The organism is Ralstonia sp. RL (assembly GCF_001683835.1).
GTDB lineage: Bacteria > Pseudomonadota > Gammaproteobacteria > Burkholderiales > Burkholderiaceae > Ralstonia > Ralstonia mannitolilytica.
Window position 1 is genome coordinate 1 of the sequence record NZ_LWRX01000171.1, and the last position, 18,862, is coordinate 18,862.

The following is an 18,862-nucleotide window of genomic DNA, read 5'->3' on the forward strand; positions in this document are numbered from 1 at the left end:
AGGATCGCGTGCTCGATGCCGCCGATGTACTGGTCCATCGGCATCCAGTAATCGTTGCGGGCGTCGACCATCGTGGCGCCGTCCGGGCACGTATAGCGCATGTAGTACCAGCACGAATCGATGAAGGTATCCATCGTGTCGGTCTCGCGGCGCGCGGGCTTGCCGCACGACGGGCACGTGCAATTCAGGAAGCGCGGATCCTTGGCGAGCGGGTTGCCCGTGCCGTCCGGAACGAGGTCTTCGGGCAGACGCACCGGCAGGTCCTGCTCGGGCACCGGCACGACGCCGCAGCTCTCGCAGTGGATCAGCGGGATCGGCGTGCCCCAGTAGCGCTGGCGCGAAATGCCCCAGTCGCGCAGGCGCCAGGTGGTCTTCTTCTCGCCGACGCCCTGAGCGGCCAGGTCGGCGGCCACGGCATCGACGGCTTGCTGATAGTTCAGGCCATCGTACTTGCCGCTGTGGACGAGCACACCGTGCTCCTTGTCAGCGTACCAGTCGGCCCAGGTGGTGGTGTCGTACGGCTGGCCCTTCACATCCACGACCTGCTTGATCGGCAGGCCGTACTTGTTGGCGAACGCGAAGTCGCGCTCATCGTGCGCGGGCACGCCCATCACGGCGCCGTCGCCGTAGCTCATGAGCACGTAGTTGCCGACCCACACCGGCACGGGCTCGCCCGTGAGCGGGTGCGTGACCGTCAGGCCGGTCGGCATGCCCTTCTTTTCCATGGTCGCCATGTCGGCTTCCATGACGCTGCCGTGCTTGCATTCGTCGATGAAGGCCGCGAGTGCCGGGTTGGTCTGCGCGGCATGCGTGGCGATCGGGTGTTCGGCCGCCACGGCGCAGAAGGTGACTCCCATGATGGTGTCGGCGCGCGTGGTGAAGACGTACAGTTTGCCGTCATTGATCGGCTTGCCATCTTCGCCCGGGATGGTGTGCGGGAACGCAAAGCGCACGCCCTCGCTCTTGCCGATCCAGTTCTGCTGCATCAGCTTGACGCGCTCCGGCCAGCCCAGTGCATCCAGATCGGAGAGCAGTTCCTGCGCGTACTCGGTGATGCGCAGGTAGTACATCGGGATCTCGCGCTTTTCCACCACCGCGCCCGAGCGCCAGCCGCGCCCGTCGATCACCTGTTCGTTGGCGAGCACGGTCTGGTCGACCGGATCCCAGTTCACGGTGCCAGTCTTGCGGTAGGCGATGCCCTTCTCGAGCATCTTCAGGAACAGCCACTGGTTCCAGCGGTAGTAGTTGGGGTCGCAGGTGGCGACCTCGCGCGACCAGTCGATCGCCAGGCCCATCGACTGCATCTGCTTCTTCATGTAAGCGATGTTGTCGTAGGTCCAGGTGGCCGGGGCCACGCCGTTGTTGAGCGCCGCGTTCTCCGCCGGCATGCCGAAGGCGTCCCACCCCATCGGCATCAGGACGTTGTACCCCTTCATGCGCAGATGACGCGTCATCACGTCATTGATCGTGTAGTTGCGCACGTGGCCCATGTGCAGCTTGCCCGACGGATACGGCAGCATCGAGCAGGCGTAGAACTTGGGCTTGTCCGAGCCGTCAGCGGCGCGCGCGTGTTCGGTCACGCGATAGGCGTCTTTGGCCTGCCAGTGTTGTTGCGCCAGCTGTTCAACGTCAGACGGGGAATATTTCTCTTGCATGGTGACGGAACGCCCGGATGCTGCGGGCGATTGCAGCCGCGGCGCCTGCGCGCGCGGCCGGATTGGATAACGGAAAAGGCCCGATTATACCGTCGCCACCCGCCCCGCCGGAGCCGCGGCAACGGCGCAAGAAGGCGCCGGACAGGCCTGCCGGCGCCTCTTTTTGTGCGCTTGCTACAGGCCCAGCACGTCGTTCATGTCGTACAGGCCCTTCTTGCCGGCCACGAACACCGCTGCGCGCACCGCGCCCTCGGCATACGACTGCCGCGTGTTGGAGCGATGCGTGATCTCGATGCGCTCGCCTTCGCCGGCAAACAGCACGGTGTGGTCGCCGACGATGTCGCCACCGCGCACGGTGGCAAAGCCGATGGTGCCCAGCTCGCGCGGGCCGGTCTCGCCTTCGCGCGCATAGACGGCGCGGTCGGCCAGCCGGGTGCCCTGCGCCTCGGCCACGATCTCGCCCATCTTGAGCGCGGTGCCCGACGGCGCATCGATCTTATGCTTGTGGTGTGCCTCGATGATCTCGACATCGTAGCCCTGCGCCAGGATCTTGGCCGCCACTTCGATCAGCTTGAACGTGGCGTTCACGCCCACGCTCATGTTGGGCGCCCAGACCACGCCGATCGACTCGCCGTAGGTCTTGAAGCTGGCCTTCTGCTCGGCCGAGAAGCCGGTGGTGCCGATCACCACGGCCTTGCCGAGTTCACGCGCGATGTCCAGGTGGTGGATCGTCGCGTCAGGGCGGGTGAAATCGATCAGCACGTCAGCCTGCGACAGGCCTGCGCGCACATCGTCGGTCACGATCACGCCCGTGGCCTTGCCAAGCCTAGCGCCGGCGTCCTGCCCCACGGCATCGCTGCCCGGACGATCCAGCGCAGCGCCCAGCGTCACGCCGGGGGTGCGCAATACGGTGTCGATCAGCATCTGGCCCATGCGGCCCGAGGCGCCTGCAATCGCGATTTTCATGTCGGTGGAAGCGAAAAGCTGCAAAAGGGGAAACGGTCTGTAAAACGCACAAGCGGCGGAACCCGTCCGCCGCTCGCTCGAAGTCGTGATGCCGGCGCGCTGGCTATGCGCGCTTCACGGCGTTTACTGCGATTGGGTGGCCGGCGGCGGAACGCTGGTATCCGTGCCACCGCCGCCGCTGCGGCGCTCCGGCAGCGTCACGTCGACGTTGTTCTTCGAGCCGGCGGTCGATTGCACACGGTCGCTCACTTCGGCCGACGGGATGGACGGCGCACGCGATGCCGGCGCTGCGCCCGCCGCTGCAGCGGCCTGGGCAGCGTCCTTCTTCGGACGCTTAATGCCGTCGATCTCGGCAATCAGGTCCTGCTCCGACGGCAGGTCTTCAGCCCCGGCCCATTTAGCCAAGCGATCGCCGTCGAACCACACCGTCAGCTTGCGCTCCTGCACGACGTTGGTATTGCCGCGCTTGAACGAGAAGATGTAGTCCCAGCGGTTGGCGTGGAACATGTCGGTCAGCAGCGGCGAACCGAGCACGAAGCGCACCTGGTCGCGCGTCATGCCTTCTTTGAGCTGCGCGGCCTGCTCGCGCGACACGAAGTTGCCCTGCACGATATCGATGCGATACGGCGTGATGGCATTCGCGATCCTGCGCGTGGTGCTGTCATAGGTGCCGCACCCGGCCAGCAACGCCGACGCGGCGAGCATGGCGCCCATCAACAGGCCGCCGCGACGGGCGACATGGGCAAAACGGGCAGGACTGCGCGCAAAGGAAAAGGTCATGAGCGATCGGCCTTCAAACGGTTCCGGGGCAAGCCCGGCACGGGGGGTTCTGGCGACGGCCCGGGCACCTGAGGCAGGCCCGTCAATGGGACTTTTATCGCCAAAACCCTTATGATTGGAATATCCGAACATTGTACTCTAGGGAGCCTGGCGCATGCCGAGTCCTGCAGACCTCAAGAACATCGGTCTGAAAGCCACGGTGCCGCGGTTGAAGATTCTCGAGATCTTTCAGACCAGCGATGAGCGCCACATGAGCGCTGAAGACGTGTACCGCATCCTGCTCGCGGAACACATGGACATTGGCCTGGCCACGGTCTATCGCGTCCTCACGCAGTTCGAGCAGGCGGGCCTGCTGTCGCGCAACAACTTCGAATCCGGCAAGGCGATCTACGAACTCAACGAAGGCAAGCACCATGACCATCTGGTGTGCCTCGATTGCGGCCGCGTGGAAGAATTCTTCGATGCCGAGATCGAGCAGCGCCAGCAGAGCATTGCCCGCGCACGCGGCTTCGCGCTGCAGGAACACGCGCTGTCGCTCTACGGCAACTGCACGAAAGAGCCCTGCCCGCACCGCCCGAAACGCTGACGCATTGCTCCAGGGAAAAAGAAACGGCCGCTTCATCTGCGGCCGTTTTTGTTGAGGCGGGAAGCGCGGGTCACACGGACAACCGCGTCTCACCCTCCTTTTCCGGATCCCCCTTGCTGCTCCTGGCAGCCTTGCCCTTGCCGGAGCCATCGGACGGCAGCGTCGGATGACCTGAGGCATCCACGGGCTGCCCTGTGTATTCGGCCACGACCTGCTTGAACAACTGGCGCGCCCACACGAGCATCGGGTGCGTGTTGCGGCTACGGTGCCACAGCATGTTCAGGCCAAGGACGGTTTCGAGTTCGGTGGGCAGCGGGAAGGCGTTCAGCTCGTACGTCTGGCAGACCAGCTCTTTCATCAGCGAATTGACCGTGAAGATCATGTCGGTTTGCGCCGCCACCTCGGCCTGCGTGCGCCAGCCGTGCACGGTCATGGTCGAATTGCGCTTGAGCCCGCGCTGCTGCAAGGCGTAGTCGAGCGGGATCAGCGACGGCGCGACGCGGGCGCCGGGGCTGCCCTGCGCCACGAAGATGTGCTCGCAGTCGAGGTACTGCTCGAGCGTGCAGCCATTGCCCAGGATCGGGTGGCCCTTGCGTGCGCAGACCCACATGTTGAAGGAGGTCACGACCTCTTCCACGATCTCGGGATGGCGCGTCGGGAAAGGCGAGAACGCCAGATCCAGCTCATTGGCGCGCATGGCGGCCACGTCGGCCTCCCACGACGACGACTCGGTCAGCCGGACCTGCAGGCCCGGCGCGAGGCGCTTGATGCGCAGCAGGAAGCGGTCGAACAAGGCATCGCCGAGCGTGCCGGCAAAGCTGATGTTGAAGGTGCCCGTCGCCTCGGCCGGCTCGAACGCGGCGATATCGCCCTCGTTGATGGCGGCCCACAGATCGAGCATCTCGCGGACCTTCGGGCCGAGTTCCAGCGCCTTGGGGGTCGGGGTCAGCCCGTGCGGAACACGAATGAAGAGGGGATCATCGAAGATTTCCCGCAGGCGGCCCAGCGAATGCGACACCGCCGGCGCCGTCATGTGCATCTTTTCTGCCACGTAGGTGGCGTTCCGCTTGCTGAGCAGCTCGACAAAAATCACCAACAGTTTGGTATCGACGTTGACCATGGGACGCCTTGGCTCAGACACATTGGAAGGTGCAGGGGCAACCATTGCCGAGGCAATGGGCCCGGTGCGGCAGACGCGGTTGCCGCACCCGAATGTAGTATTTGTTCAGTGTACGGAAGGCAACCCGAATTTCAAAGCAAATTCCAATGGACGCGCACGTCCGGTTGACCCCGTTGCAAACGTTTTCCTCCAACTGTATAACAAAAAAAGCGCCGCTGGCCGAAGGAATGCCGGCCACCGGTTAAAAGAAAACGCGCCCGAAGGCGCGTTTTTTCCTGGGCGGCGTACCGGCTTACTTGGCCACCACGCGGGCCATTTCGAGCACCTTGTTCGAGTAGCCCCATTCGTTGTCGTACCAGCTCACGACCTTGATGAAGGTGCCGTCCAGCGCGATACCGGCTTCGGCGTCGAAGATCGAGGTGCGCGCATCGCCGCGGAAATCCGTAGCGACGACCTTGTCCTCGGTGTAGCCGAGCACGCCCTTCAGGGCGCCTTCGCTCTGCGCCTTCATTTCGGCGCAGATTTCGTCGTACGTGGCGGACTTTTCCAGCTCGACGGTCAGGTCGACCACCGACACGTCGGAGGTCGGCACGCGGAACGACATGCCGGTCAACTTCTTGTTCAGCTGCGGGATCACCACGCCCACGGCCTTGGCGGCGCCGGTGGAGGACGGGATGATGTTTTCCAGGATGCCGCGGCCGCCGCGCCAGTCCTTGTTGGACGGGCCGTCAACGGTCTTCTGCGTGGCGGTGGCAGCGTGCACGGTCGTCATCAGACCGCGCTTGATGCCCCACTTGTCGTTCAGCACCTTGGCAACCGGTGCCAGGCAGTTGGTCGTGCACGAAGCGTTCGAGATGATCGCCTCGCCCTTGTACGTTTCGTGGTTCACGCCATACACGAACATCGGGGTGTCGTCCTTCGACGGGGCCGACATGATCACCTTCTTGGCGCCTGCGTCGATGTGCTTCTGTGCGCCTTCCTTGGTCAGGAAGATGCCGGTGGATTCGACCACCACGTCTGCGCCGACTTCGCCCCACTTCAGTTCGGCCGGATCCTTGACCGCGGTCAGGCGGATCTTCTTGCCGTTGACGACCAGCGTGTTGCCGTCGACCGAGACTTCACCCTCGAAGCGGCCGTGCACCGAGTCGTACTTCAGCATGTACGCCAGATAGTCGGGCTCGAGCAGGTCGTTGATGGCAACGACTTCGATGTCCTTGAAGTTGGCGACGGCGGCGCGGAACACCATGCGTCCGATGCGGCCGAAGCCATTGATGCCGATCTTGATGGTCATGGTCAGTCTCCTGATAGCAGAAAAGAAATCGACGAAAGCAACGCGGCACCTCGTGGGTGCCGCGCGCGCAAATTCAGTTAGGCAATGACGCTCTTGGCGGTGTTCGCCACGTTCTCGACCGTGAAGCCGAAGTGCTTGAACAGCACGCCTGCCGGGGCGGATTCACCGAACGTGTCGATGCCCACCACGGCCTGCACCTGGTACTTCCACCAGAAGTCGGTCACACCGGCTTCGACGGCAATGCGCGGCACGCCATGCGGCAGCACACCGGCCTTGTACGCGGCGTCCTGCTTGTCGAACACCGTGGTGGACGGAATCGACACCACGCGCGCGTGAATGCCCTCGGCGGCGAGCTGGTCGGCTGCACCGACGGCCAGGCCGACTTCCGAGCCGGTGGCGATGATGACCACGTCCGGCTTGCCGTTGGCGGCATCGCGGAGCACATAGCCGCCGCGCGCAATGGCCTCGCGCGTGGCCGGATTGCGCGCCTGGAACGGCAGGTTCTGGCGGCTGAAGATCAGGCAGCTCGGGCCATGCTGGCGCTCGATGGCGGCAGCCCAGGCCACGGCGGTTTCGGTGGTGTCGGCCGGACGCCACACATCCATGTTGGGGATCAGGCGCAGGCTGGCGACGTGCTCGATCGACTGGTGCGTCGGGCCGTCTTCGCCCAGGCCGATGGAGTCGTGCGTAAAGACGAAGATCGAGCGGATCTTCATCAGCGCGGCCATGCGCAGCGCGTTGCGGCTGTAGTCGGAGAACGTCAGGAACGTGCCGCCGTACGGGATGTAACCGCCGTGCAGCGCGATGCCGTTCATGATGGCGCTCATGCCGAACTCGCGCACGCCGTAGTTGATGTGGTTGCCCCAGGCGTCCACACGCACGGCCTTGCTGCCGCTCCAGTTGGTCAGGTTCGAGCCCGTCAGGTCGGCCGAGCCGCCCAGCAGTTCGCCCAGCACCGGACCGTACGCTTCGAGGGTGTTCTGGCTCGCCTTGCGCGTGGCGATGGTCTCGGCCTTGAGTTCGCACTTCTCGATGAACGCGTCGACGGCCTTTTCAAAGCTGGCGGGCAGTTCGCCGCGCATGCGGCGCTCGAATTGCTCGGCTTCGGCCGGGTAGCGGTCGGAATAGGCATCGAACAGCGCATTCCAGGCCTTCTCCAGCGCCTGGCCCTGGCCCTTGGCGTCCCACGCGTCGTACACGGCTTGCGGCACTTCGAACGGGGCGTGCGGCCAGGCCAGCGCTTCACGCGCAGCGGCAATTTCCACCCCGCCCAGCGGGGCGCCATGCACGTCGTGGCCGCCTTGCTTGTTCGGCGCGCCCTTGCCGATCACGGTGCGGCAGCAGATCAGCGTCGGCTTGTCGGACTTCTTCGCTTCGGCAATGGCGGCGTCCACGGCGTCGACGTTGTGGCCGTCCACGGCGCGGATCACGTTCCAGCCGTACGCTTCGAAGCGCTTCGGGGTGTCGTCGTTGAACCAGTGGACGACGTCGCCGTCGATCGAGATGCCGTTGTCGTCCCACAGCGCGATCAGCTTGTTCAGCTTGAGCGTGCCGGCCAGCGAGCAGGCTTCGTGGCTGATGCCTTCCATCAGGCAGCCGTCGCCCAGGAAGACGTAGGTGTGGTGGTTGACGATGTCAAAGCCGGGGCGGTTGAACTCCTGGCCCAGGAGGCGCTCGGCCAGTGCCATGCCGACGGCGTTGGTGATGCCCTGGCCCAGCGGGCCGGTCGTCGTCTCGACGCCCGGGGTGATGCCGTATTCGGGGTGGCCGGCGGTCTTGCTGTGCAACTGGCGGAAGTTCTTCAGTTCCGACATCGGCAGGTCATAGCCGGTCAGGTGCAGCAGCGCGTAGATCAGCATCGAGCCGTGGCCGTTGGACAGCACGAAGCGGTCGCGATCGGGCCAGCGCGGGTTCAGCGGGTTGTGCCGCAGGTGGCGACTCCACAGTGCCACGGCGATGTCAGCCATGCCCATCGGCGCGCCGGGGTGGCCAGAGTTGGCCTGCTGGACGGCGTCCATGGCAAGCACGCGGATGGCATTGGCCATCAGCTGGGTGGGCTGGGTCGTATTCGAGTGGAGTGCGGGGGCGGTCATGCGAACCTGCGGGCGGAAAGACGGTAGGCGGGAAAACCGCGATTTTACCAGACCGACACGGCCCGGCTGGGGCCGTTTTGGCGATCTTCGGCCCGCCCGCTGCCCTCCCCCGCCCGGCTTACCACTCCGCGACGGAGCCGTCTGCGTGTCGCCACACGGGGTTGCGCCAGTCGGGGGCTTCCTTGCTGCGTTCGATGACCAGCGCCTCGTCGATGTCCACGCCCAGGCCGGGCAGGCGCGGCGGGCGGATATAGCCGCCTTCCAGCGCGAAGTCGGCCTTGTTCCGCACGTAATCGAGCAGTTCGGCGCCCTTGTTGTAATGGATCCCCATGCTCTGTTCCTGCAACGTGGCGTTCCAGCTGACGAAATCCACGTGCAGGCAGGCCGCCAGCGCGATGGGGCCAAGCGGACAATGCGGCGCCAACGCCACATCGTAAGCCTCGGCCATGGCGGCGATCTTCACGCATTCGGTAATGCCGCCCGCGTGAGACAGGTCCGGCTGCAGGATCGACACCCCGCCTGCCTCCAGCACCCGCTTGAAGTCGAAGCGCGAGAACATGCGCTCGCCAGCGGCGATGGGCAGATGGGTGTGGGCGGCCAGGCGGGCATAGGTTTCGGCCTGCTCGGCCAGCACGGGCTCTTCGATAAAGAGCGGGCGATACGGCTCCAGCTCCTTGATGAGCACCCTGGCCATCGGCGCAGACACACGACCGTGAAAATCCAGCCCGAATTCGACAGTGTTGCCAAACGCCGAGCGGATCTCGGCAACCTTGGCCACCGCCGCGTCCACCGCGCGGGACGTGTCGATGATGCCCATCTCTTCGCAGCCGTTGAGCTTGAAGTGATCGAAGCCGCCGGCCTGCAGCGCCTTCATGCCGGCAATCACGTCGGCCGGGCGGTCGCCGCCGACCCAGCTGTAGGTGCGCATCTTGTCGCGCACGAGGCCGCCGAGCAGTTCGTACACCGGCACGCCCAGCACCTTGCCCTTGATGTCCCACAGCGCCTGGTCGATGCCGGCGATGGCACTCATCAGGATCGGCCCGCCGCGGTAGAAGCCGGCGCGGTACATGGTCTGCCAGAGGTCGTTGATGCGGCTCGGGTCCTGGCCGACGAGGTAGTCGGACAGCTCGTGCACCGCCGCTTCCACCGTGCGCGCACGGCCTTCGATGACGGGCTCGCCCCAGCCGGTGACGCCCTCGTCGGTCTCGACTTTCAGGAACATCCAGCGCGGAGGCAGGCGGTAGGTGGTCAGGCGGGTGATTTTCATGGATCGAATCGAAGGTGCGTTCAGGTGCGGACAGATTGGACGGCGCGGTAGGCCGCGACAAAGGCGCGCGCGCGTTCGGCGGTGCGCTCGGCGGGCTGGCCGGGGCGATACAGGTCGCTGCCGAGCCCGGCGCCGATGCAGCCGGCGGCAAGGTAATCGGCAAGGTTCTCCGGCGTGATGCCGCCGACGGCAAATACCGGCACGTCAGCGGGCAGCACGGCCTTGAGCGCCCGGACATAACCGGTCCCGAGATTGCCGGCCGGGAAGATCTTCAGCGCCTGCGCGCCTGCGTCGAGCGCGGCAAAAGCCTCGGTGGCGGTCATGCAGCCGATACAGGTGACGAGGCCGGCGTGGACGGCAGCGCGGATCACCGGCGTATGCGTGTTGGGCGTGACGACCAGCTTGCCGCCGGCCGCGACCATCAGGTCAACGTCTTCGGGGCGCAGCACGGTGCCCGCGCCGATCAGCGCGCGGTCGCCAAAGGCACGCGCGGCGAGCTGCACGCTCTGCGCCCAGTCCGGCGAGTTCAGCGGAATTTCGATGGCGTCGAAACCGGCATCGACCAGCGCCTGCGTGTGCGCGAGCACCTCGTCAGGCCGGATGCCGCGCAGGATGGCGATCAGCGGAAGGTGGGTTGTCCAGGTCATTCGTGATAGAGCTGCGAGCGGCCGCCATCGATGAGGATGTCGGTCGCGTTGATGAAGCGCGCCTCGTCGGAGGCGAGGAACAGCGCGGTGTAGGCCACTTCTTCGGGCTCGCCAATGCGCTTGCACGGCAACAGCTCGGCCTGGCGGCGGCGTTCGGCTTCCGGATCGGGGGCAGCGGCAAAGCCGGCCTCGGCAATCGGCGTGAGGATCAGTCCCGGCGAAATCGAATTGACGCGGATACCGCGCGCTGCATATTCGATACCCAGCGCACGCGTGAGCCCGATCAGCCCATGCTTGGCCACCGGATACGGAAACGCGCCCGGAATGATCTTGTGCCCGTGCACCGACGCGATGTTGACCATGCTGCCCGCCCCGCGCGCCAGCATGTGCGGCAGCACGGCGCGCGCGCAATGCCACGCACCTTCCAGATCGACGGAAAGGCAGCGCGCCCAGTCGTCCTCGCTCAACTCGAGCGGATCGGCAAACACGTTGATGCCGGCGTTGTTGACCAGCACATCGATGCCGCCGAAGCGCTCGACGCCCGCGGCGACCATTGCGTCGATCTGGGCGCGGTCGCGCACGTCGGCTTGCACGAGGAGGATGTTGTCGTTGCCAACGCTGTTGCCAATTTCGGCGGCAAAGGCTTCGGCGCGCGCGTCACGCACCAGCGCGTTGACGATCACGCGCGCGCCGTGCTGCGCGAACAGCTTGGCAATCGCGCCGCCAATGCCTTGCGTGGCGCCCGTGACCAAGGCGACCTTGCCGGCAAGACGCGGCGGAAAAGACATCGGAGAAACAGTCATGCGTCAGTTCGGTTCACGGTGAATTGATAGCTGCGCTGCAGGCTCTGGCCCGTGCCGAGAACCGTCAGCCCGTGGTCTTGCGCCAGGCCGGGCAAGTTGTGCGCGTTGATGGCGTGGTCGACCGGCTCGAAGCAGAAGAAGTCGTACCCGGCTGGGGTGTACAGCACATAGCGCGACGTGTCGGCCGTGATCTGCACAGACACGCGGCGGCTGGGCCAGTCGATCTCGGCGTGGCCATCCCAGCCTTCAAAGCTGTGATTGATGGCGGCGTTGGCTTCGAGCTTCCGGAGCTTGCGAAAGTCTGCATCTGCATGTGGCGCCTGCAGAACCGTCGGCAGATGGTCCGATGCGGATTCCCACATGGCCGTGGCGCTGGCGAGCAACCGAACATCGGGCGTGCGCGGAAAGAACGGATGCACGCCCAGCCCGAACGGCAGCGGCGCGCCTTCGTTGCGTACCGTCAGCGAGATTTCCAGCGTGTTGCCCGCGAGCGTGTAGCGCTGCGTCGTCAGGTAGCGGAAGGGGCGGCCGTGGTGGACCGTTGCGGCGAGTTCGACTGACGTGTCCGTTTGTGAGACCACCTCCCACGGCATCAGCCAGCCGTGGCCGTGCAGCGGATACGCTTCGTCGTCACGCGTGCCCGGCACGTCGATGGTCCGCCCCTCGAACTGGAAGCGCCCACCGCCGATGCGGTTGGACCACGGCACGAGCGGAAAACAGGCGAGCGCTCTCGGATCGTGCAGCGCGGCTTCTGATGTCCCCGGCCGGAAGATCGGCGCGACATCGCCGTCACGCAGCAGATCGAAACGTAGCAAGCCGCCACCGGCTTCGGGCAATACCTCGGCGCGCAGCGTGCCGTTTTCAAGCTGCAATGTAGGCATGGCCGAACCGGCCCTCCGGCAATCCCCGTACGCCCGGCACGGCAAGCTGCAACGTCGCGCCGGCATGCACGTCTTCTGCCAGGCGGCGCGCCGACAAACCGTCGCGCGCCGTCGTCAGATACAGCGTGTCGAGCGCCTCGCCGCCAAATGCCGGGCATGTGGGCTGCGAAGCCGGCACGGACACGCGCGCCAGCACGCGGCCGTCCGGTGCGTAGCGCGTCAGTCGGTTGCCGCCCCACTCGGCATTCCACAGGCAGCCGTCTGCGTCGACGGTGGAGCCATCCGGCGAGCCCTTGTGGGCGCCATCGGCATCCTGGTCACGCAGATCGGCGAAGACGCGAATATTGGCGACTGCGCCGGTCTGCCCGTCGTAGTCGCACGCGTGGATGCGGCGGCTGAGCGTATCGCACCAGTACATCGTCCCGCCGTCGGGGCTGAAGGCAATGCTGTTGGCAATCGCGATGGAGGGCAGCGCCAGGCGTTGCAGCACGCCCATCGGCGTGAAGCGGTAGAAGCTGCCAGTCGGTTCGGGGCCGCCTTCATGCAAGGTGCCGAAGACGTAATTGCCGGTGCGGTCTGCGCGACCGTCATTGATGCGCGTGGTCGGGTTGTCGGATTCGACGTCGGCCAGCAGCGTGAGCGCGCCGGTGCGCGTGTCGAAGCGGGCGATGTTCTTGGCAAGGCCGAGGATCAGCACGCCGGGCTCGTCCGTCAGCACGAAAGAGCCCACGCGTTGCGGCAGCGGCCATTGACGCTCCTGCCCCGTCGCCGGATCGTGCTGCCACAGCAGCGATTCCTGGATGTCAGTCCACCAGAGCACGCGCAGGGCGTCGTCCCAGACGATGCCTTCGCCCAGCGTGCAGCGCAGATCGGACAGCGTGGTTGCGGTTGTCATCTGCACGGCCTCACTCACGGCCGCCACGGTTCTTCAACTGGTCGACCAGCACCGCTGCCAGCAGGATCGCGCCGCGCACGAGGTACTGATAGAACGCGTCGATGTTCAGCAGGTTCATCGCGTTCTGCACGGTGCCCATGATGAGCACGCCGACCAGCACCCCGCTGATGGTTGCGCGGCCGCCGAGCAGCGACACGCCGCCCAGCACGCAGGCCGAAATCACGTTCAGCTCAAAGCCTTGCGCCGCATTCGGCTGGCCGCTGGTGATGCGCGCCGCCAGGATCACGCCGGCCAGCGCGGCAATCACGCCCTGGATCAGGAAGATCACGATGCGCGTCATGTTGACGTTCACGCCGGCCAGCCGCGCGGCTTCCGGGTTGCCGCCAATCGCCAGCGTATTGCGGCCGTAGATCGTCTTGTTGAGCAGCACACCAAACACGACAAAGCACAGCGCCGCGACCCACACCGGCGTCGGCACACCAAAAAAGATCGTGTTGCCGAGGTCGAAGAAATCCATGTCGGACACGCCCACCGCCTGCCCGTGCGAGGCGATGAATGCGAGGCCCCGCACGATTTCCATCGTGGCCAGCGTTGTGATCAGCGCATTGATCTTCAGCTTGGCGATCACGAAACCATTGATGCCGCCGATGATCGCGCCCGCCACCAGGCTCGCGCCAATGCCGAGTGCAATGCTGCCGGTGGCGTTGATGATCATGGCGCACAGCACGCCGGCAAACGCGACCGTGGAGCCGATCGACAGATCGAAATCACGCGACGCCAGGCAGAACATCATCGTGCAGGCAACCATGCCGATCTGCGAGACGGACAACGCAAGGCCGACCATGTTCTGCCACGAGAAGAAATACTCGACGGAGAACGACAGCGCGGCAAAGAGAATGGCGAAGATCAGCGGCAGGCTGAAATCGTCCAGCAGGCGAAGCAGGCGCGTCTTGTTCATGGCAGAGCGTGCCGATGCGGCAAGCGCATCGGAATGTTGCAGGGGTTGAGACTGGGACATCTTGGACTCCGGGGTTCTCATGCCGCCAGCGGCGGCAAAGGTGCGGACGGCAACGGCGCGGACTCTGGCCGCAGCGCGAGCTTGAGCACGGCCTGCTCGCTGGCCTGTTCGCGCGGCAATTCGCCGGCGATGCGGCCTTCGCTCATCACGAGCACGCGGTCGGCCACACCGAGGATTTCCGGCAGCTCGCTGGAAATCATCAGCACGGCCACGCCGCGTTCGGCCAGCTCGTACAGCACCTGGTAGATCTCGTTCTTGGCACCGACATCGATGCCGCGCGTGGGCTCGTCGATGATCAGCACGCGCATGTCGTCTTCGGCCAGCCAGCGCGCCAGAATCGCCTTCTGCTGATTGCCGCCCGACAGCAGGCGGATCGGCTGCTCGCGGTTGGGCGTCTTGATGCGCAGGCGCGTGATGTAGTGATCGGCCGTCTTCGCTTCCTGCCGGTCGTTGACGAACAGGCCGAAGCGGCGCTGGTTGCGCCGGCAGCTGATGTTGATGTTTTCCGACACCGAGCGGCAGCCGATGATGCCCTCTTCCTTGCGGTCTTCCGGGCACAGCACGATGCCTTGGCGGATGGCATCGGCCACATCCCGGATGCGGATCGGCGCGCCATCGAGCGTGATGCTGCCCGCCGTCTTGCGATCGGCCCCGTAGATCAATCGCGCCAGTTCCGAGCGCCCTGCGCCCACCAGCCCGAACAAGCCGACAATCTCGCCGCGGCGTACGGACAGGCTTGCCGGCTCAGCCAGCTTCGGGCCCATCAGGCCATCCACCCGCAAGCGCACCTCGCCCAGCGGCCGCGCGCGGTAATCGAAGATGTCGTCGATCTGGCGGCCGACCATCTGCGCCACCAGCTCGTCGCGCGTGACGTTGGTCATCGATGGGAAATCCGCCACCTTGCGGCCGTCGCGGAAGATCGTGCAGCCATCGCACAGCTCGAAAATCTCATCGAGCCGGTGCGAGATGTAGATCAGCGCACGGCCCTGCGCGCGCAGGTCTTTCACGAGGCGGAACAGGATGTCGGTCTCCCGGATCGACAGCGAACTCGTCGGCTCGTCCAGCGCAATCACCCGCGCATCGCGCAGGATCGCCTTGCAGATCTCGACCATCTGGCGCTGGCCGATCGACAGGTGCTTCAGCTTGGCGCGCGGGTCCAGGTCGACGCCGATGCGGCCGAGCTGCTCGCGCGTCCACGCCATCGCCTCGCGCTGACGGATGAACCCGCCGCTGGCCGGCAGGTGGCCGAGCAGCAGGTTGTCCATCACCGTCAGCTCGGGCACCGTCTGCAGCTCCTGATGGATGACCGCAATGCCGGCATCCAGCGCCGCGCGCGTGGTCGGAAATGCGGTCGGCTTTCCCTCGACGACGATCTGCCCACCATCGGGCTGATAGTCGCCGCCCAGGATCTTCAGCAGCGTCGACTTGCCCGCGCCGTTCTCGCCCAGCAAGCCGTGCACGCGACCGCATTCGATGCCGAACGACACATCGGACAGCGCCCGCACACCCGGAAACACCTTGCTGATGCCACGAAACTCAAGAAACGCCGACATGGCAAGTCTCCTTCAACAACGTCGTCCGCAGGATCACAGACCCATCTCCTGGCGGACCTGCTTCTCGTTCTCGCGCGTCATCAGGCGGCCGCTGGTCAGGATGAGCGGGTCCGGCGCCTTGTTGTTCTTGATCCACTCGTACATGTTGACCGAGGTCTCGTAGCCGTGACGCTTCGGGCTGATGAGCACGGTACCGAAGAAGCCGGTCTTCTCGGGCTTGGCAAATTCGTTGAGCGCCGACTGGCTGCCGCCGATGCCCACCCCGATGATGTCTGCCGGCTTCACGCCATGGCCTTCCGCCGCACGCACGGCGCCCAGCACGGCTTCGTCATTCAAGCCGAAGGCAATCCAGTGCTTGAACTTCGGGTTCTTGGTCAGGGTGATGTTGGCGGCGTTGAACGCGGCCTCGGTATCCGTCTTGGCCTGCGGGCTGGTCAGCACGTTGGCGGCCGGAAAGCCTGCCTTGGTGAGCGCGGCGACGGCGCCGTCGGTGCGTTCCTTGGCGGTCGGCAGCTGGTCATAGGCGATGCGGATGGCGCCAACCTCTGACAGGTTCCAGCCGCGCTTCTTCATCTCCTGCGCGATGGCATCGCCCACCTGTTCGCCGATCTTCGTGGCCGAGATGCCCATGTGCGGCACGGCTTCGATCGGCTTGCCTGCGCCGTCGACCAACCGGTCATCCACCGTCATCAGCTTGAGGTTGTTCTGCTTGGCCTTGGCGACGACCGCCGGTCCGAGCTTCACGTCGGGCACGCAGATCACGAAACCCTGCGCGTGCTGCGCGCCCAGGTTGTCGATGGCGGTCAGCACTTCGCCGCCGCTGGGCACGCCGATCTTCACCAGCTTGAAGCCTTTCTCCTTGGCAGCCTGGTCTGCGAACTTCCATTCGTCCTGGAACCACGGCTCTTCGGGCTGCTTGACCAGGAAGCCGATCTTCACGTCATCGGCTGCGTGGGCAAAGACCGAAAGGCCGCCTGCCATGGCGAACAGTGTGGCGGCCGCAATGGCCTTGAATGTCCCGCGTCGTTGTTGTTGCATGTTGTCTCCTTGCGATGCCGTCCTGGCGGCACCTGTCTTGCGTTGGATGAAAGTCTGGCGGTGCGGAGCGCTAGCCCTGCGCCACCTTCAATGTCTTCACCAGGCCACGCTCGCGGGCGACGGCGATTGCGCCGCTGCCGGCCAGGTGTTCCTGCTGTTCAGTGCTCGTCACCGTGACCTTGCCGGAGAAGAAGTCGTCCTCCGACACCAGCACGGCCAGCGCTTCGCGCAGCAGCGGCTTGCCCGTGATGACGAACTGCGTGCCCGGGTTCATGCGGATCGCGCTGCTGTTCTTGAGCGTGAGCAGATCCGCGCCCAGTACCGCGCCCAGCAGGAAGTTCGCCCGCGCATTGCGCTCGTAGATCGTGAACTGGCCCAGCGTGCGCACCATGAAGCAGGCACGCCCGAGGCCGATGCTGCTGGCGCTGCGCGCGCCGGCGAGCAGCATCTCCGGATCGACCTCGCTGGCGAAGTCGGAATCCAGCGCATCGGCCAGGATGGTGTTGTGCGTGATCACGTGCAGCAGCTCGCCGGCGAGCGTCGTCACGCAACCGGTGATGCGCTGGTCGGCGTCCAGGTGTACGAACTTCGAGTGGGAGCCCGGCAGCACGATCACCGCCGGTTCGTTGATCCCGAGGCGCGAGACCAGGCCCATGGTCTCGACCTCTTCGCCACGCATCATGTCCATCGACTCGATGTTGTGCAGGCCGAGGTTGTCCACCGGATTGCGCACGCCGGGCACAAACCAGATCGGCTTGGCGCACACCTCGGGGATGCTGGCCTGCACCATCCCCGCTGCCAGGTCGCGCAGCCCGGCTGGCGCCACCAGGTGCGGCACCTCGTGCAGGCCGACGTTGGAGGTGATCATGCCGGAGGCCAGCACGAGGTCGACCTGGCCGATGCCGAAGCCGGCCCTCTGCAGCGCGGCTTCGATGGTGTCCTGCACGCCGCGCTGCAGCGTCGTCCGGTTGCCGGTGATGGCGGTGTCGCGCACCCCCACCTGGCGCGCGGCCTGGCAGAGTGCAACGTCATCACGCCACACCGTGACGCGCGTGTTGGTGGTACCTGTATCGATGGTGAGGATGTTCATGCGTGGCATTGCTAGGGGAGTGGGCCGCGGGTTTAGAACGAGTGAACGATACCCGTATAGGCACCCAGCTGGTTCTTGCCCGGCGCCGGGTTGTTGTTGGTCGCTTCCACCGAGAAGTTGGCGTTGGCGCTGTTCTGCACCGTGCCGACGCTCGCGTACAGCATCGTGCGCTTCGAGAGGTTGTAGTTCGCGCCGGCCATGAACAGGTTCGCGTTGCCGCCGCCATGGTTCACATTCACGCGGTATGCCGCGCCGATCAGCGTCAGTGCCGGCGTCACCTCGTAGTTCACACCAAGCCAGTAGTGGTGCGCCTTGGTGGGGGCACCGGCCACGGCATCGGGCGCAGACAGGTTTTCATACACGGCAAACAGCTTCGCCTTGCCGATGGTGTACGTGCCGCCGATCGTCGCTTCCTTCGAGAAGTTGAAGATGTCGCTGAACTTGCCGTTGCCGTCGCGGATCACGTCGTAGATCGCGCGCACCTCCACGGGGCCGGTCTTGTAGACGGCCGATACGCCATCGCGGCGGCCGTTGCTGAACGAGCCCGGTTGTTCGCCCAGCCCGGTCTGCAGGCCGATCTGGAAGCCACCCCAGGTCGGGCTCTGGTACTCAACGATGTTGTTCGCGCCCGGCCAGTTGCGCCCGCGCACGAGCGTGGCCGAGCCGATGAACTGCTGGCCGGTCGGGTCGAGGAACCAGACGTCGTTGCTGATGAAGAGGTTCTTGCCGGCCGTCAGCGTGCCCCAGGTCGGACTGGACAGGCCGACGTACGAACGGCGGTTGAAGAGCGCATCGCCGTTCGTGCGCCCCTTGCTCGCGCCAAAACCGGATTCGAGCCGGAACACCGCCTGCAGGCCGCCGCCCAGGTCTTCCTTGCCCATGAGGCCGAACATGCTGGTTCCCCACTGGTTGTCGGCGCCGCGCCAGAGGCTGCCGCCCGGCGACGTGGACGTGGGGGCCACGTTGTTCTGGTAGTCGATGCCGGCAGCCACGCGGCCGTACAGCGTGACGTTGGTTTGGGCGAAGGTGGGAGCGGTCCAGCCTGCCAGCGCAATCGCGCACGCAAGCATCCCGCGAACAGCGGTGGTTCGATTCATGACGTCTCCTGAAATGTTTTTGTAGGACGGGGTCCGGCGCGCCGCGCGGTTCGAGATCGCTGGAGGCACACACCAGGCATCG

17 protein-coding genes are annotated in these 18,862 nt (G+C 65.5%); 1 reads left to right on the forward strand and 16 read right to left on the reverse strand.

Going from position 1 to position 18,862, the window contains the following annotated elements; translation table 11 throughout:
• From leuS to A6M56_RS16940, 3 genes are all read right to left on the reverse strand, one after another.
• Positions 1-1,655 (reverse strand): leucine--tRNA ligase (leuS, locus tag A6M56_RS16930; RefSeq protein WP_286758252.1); only part of this gene is annotated, 1,655 nt, incomplete at its 3' end.
• Positions 1,656-1,829: 174 nt separating this feature from the next.
• Positions 1,830-2,621, reverse strand: a complete 792-nt coding sequence (gene dapB, locus A6M56_RS16935) for a 4-hydroxy-tetrahydrodipicolinate reductase (protein ID WP_045786021.1) — start codon at positions 2,619-2,621, stop codon at positions 1,830-1,832.
• Between the two features lie 123 nt (positions 2,622-2,744).
• Positions 2,745-3,401 carry an outer membrane protein assembly factor BamE gene (locus A6M56_RS16940; RefSeq protein WP_045786020.1) on the reverse strand — a complete coding sequence of 219 codons (657 nt, stop codon included), beginning with the start codon at positions 3,399-3,401 and terminating at the stop codon, positions 2,745-2,747.
• A 154-nt stretch (positions 3,402-3,555) separates the two neighbouring features.
• Here A6M56_RS16940 and fur point away from each other — a divergent pair, with 154 nt between their 5' ends.
• Complete coding sequence (fur, locus tag A6M56_RS16945) at positions 3,556-3,987, forward strand: ferric iron uptake transcriptional regulator (protein ID WP_045786019.1); 432 nt, start codon at positions 3,556-3,558, stop codon at positions 3,985-3,987.
• Positions 3,988-4,057: 70 nt separating this feature from the next.
• On the opposite strand, the gene A6M56_RS16950 is transcribed toward fur, so the two are convergent.
• The 13 genes from A6M56_RS16950 to A6M56_RS17010 form a co-directional block, all read right to left on the reverse strand.
• Positions 4,058-5,107 carry a LysR family transcriptional regulator gene (locus A6M56_RS16950; RefSeq protein WP_045786018.1) on the reverse strand — a complete coding sequence of 350 codons (1,050 nt, stop codon included), beginning with the start codon at positions 5,105-5,107 and terminating at the stop codon, positions 4,058-4,060.
• Between the two features lie 292 nt (positions 5,108-5,399).
• Positions 5,400-6,398, reverse strand: coding sequence for a type I glyceraldehyde-3-phosphate dehydrogenase (gene gap / locus A6M56_RS16955; protein WP_045786017.1), 999 nt, complete (start codon positions 6,396-6,398; stop codon positions 5,400-5,402).
• A gap of 77 nt (positions 6,399-6,475) precedes the next feature.
• Positions 6,476-8,491 (reverse strand): transketolase, encoded by a 2,016-nt coding sequence (gene tkt / locus A6M56_RS16960; RefSeq protein ID WP_062737950.1) that lies wholly within the window; start codon positions 8,489-8,491, stop codon positions 6,476-6,478.
• Positions 8,492-8,609: 118 nt separating this feature from the next.
• Positions 8,610-9,758, reverse strand: a complete 1,149-nt coding sequence (gene dgoD, locus A6M56_RS16965) for a galactonate dehydratase (RefSeq protein WP_045786015.1) — start codon at positions 9,756-9,758, stop codon at positions 8,610-8,612.
• A 20-nt stretch (positions 9,759-9,778) separates the two neighbouring features.
• On the reverse strand, positions 9,779-10,405 hold the full coding sequence (locus A6M56_RS16970; RefSeq protein ID WP_102080111.1) for a 2-dehydro-3-deoxy-6-phosphogalactonate aldolase: 627 nt from the start codon (positions 10,403-10,405) through the stop codon (positions 9,779-9,781).
• Positions 10,402-11,208, reverse strand: coding sequence for an SDR family oxidoreductase (locus tag A6M56_RS16975; RefSeq protein WP_102080112.1), 807 nt, complete (start codon positions 11,206-11,208; stop codon positions 10,402-10,404). Before A6M56_RS16975 ends, A6M56_RS16970 begins: the two co-directional genes overlap by 4 nt.
• On the reverse strand, positions 11,205-12,089 hold the full coding sequence (locus tag A6M56_RS16980; protein ID WP_102080113.1) for an aldose 1-epimerase: 885 nt from the start codon (positions 12,087-12,089) through the stop codon (positions 11,205-11,207). Before A6M56_RS16980 ends, A6M56_RS16975 begins: the two co-directional genes overlap by 4 nt.
• Positions 12,070-12,984 (reverse strand): SMP-30/gluconolactonase/LRE family protein, encoded by a 915-nt coding sequence (locus A6M56_RS16985; RefSeq protein ID WP_102080284.1) that lies wholly within the window; start codon positions 12,982-12,984, stop codon positions 12,070-12,072. Before A6M56_RS16985 ends, A6M56_RS16980 begins: the two co-directional genes overlap by 20 nt.
• A gap of 10 nt (positions 12,985-12,994) precedes the next feature.
• The gene (araH, locus tag A6M56_RS16990) at positions 12,995-14,002 is read right to left on the reverse strand and encodes an L-arabinose ABC transporter permease AraH (protein ID WP_027680541.1); all 1,008 of its coding nucleotides are present in this window, start codon (positions 14,000-14,002) and stop codon (positions 12,995-12,997) included.
• Positions 14,003-14,019: 17 nt separating this feature from the next.
• A complete protein-coding gene (gene araG, locus A6M56_RS16995) occupies positions 14,020-15,555 on the reverse strand; it encodes an L-arabinose ABC transporter ATP-binding protein AraG (RefSeq protein ID WP_286758253.1) in 1,536 nt (511 codons plus the stop codon).
• 33 nt (positions 15,556-15,588) lie between these two features.
• The gene (locus tag A6M56_RS17000; RefSeq protein WP_045786011.1) at positions 15,589-16,593 is read right to left on the reverse strand and encodes an arabinose ABC transporter substrate-binding protein; all 1,005 of its coding nucleotides are present in this window, start codon (positions 16,591-16,593) and stop codon (positions 15,589-15,591) included.
• Between the two features lie 70 nt (positions 16,594-16,663).
• Positions 16,664-17,683, reverse strand: a complete 1,020-nt coding sequence (locus A6M56_RS17005) for a 2-dehydro-3-deoxygalactonokinase (RefSeq protein ID WP_102080115.1) — start codon at positions 17,681-17,683, stop codon at positions 16,664-16,666.
• A 32-nt stretch (positions 17,684-17,715) separates the two neighbouring features.
• Positions 17,716-18,780 (reverse strand): porin, encoded by a 1,065-nt coding sequence (locus tag A6M56_RS17010; protein WP_062737955.1) that lies wholly within the window; start codon positions 18,778-18,780, stop codon positions 17,716-17,718.
• Positions 18,781-18,862 lie beyond the last annotated feature (82 nt).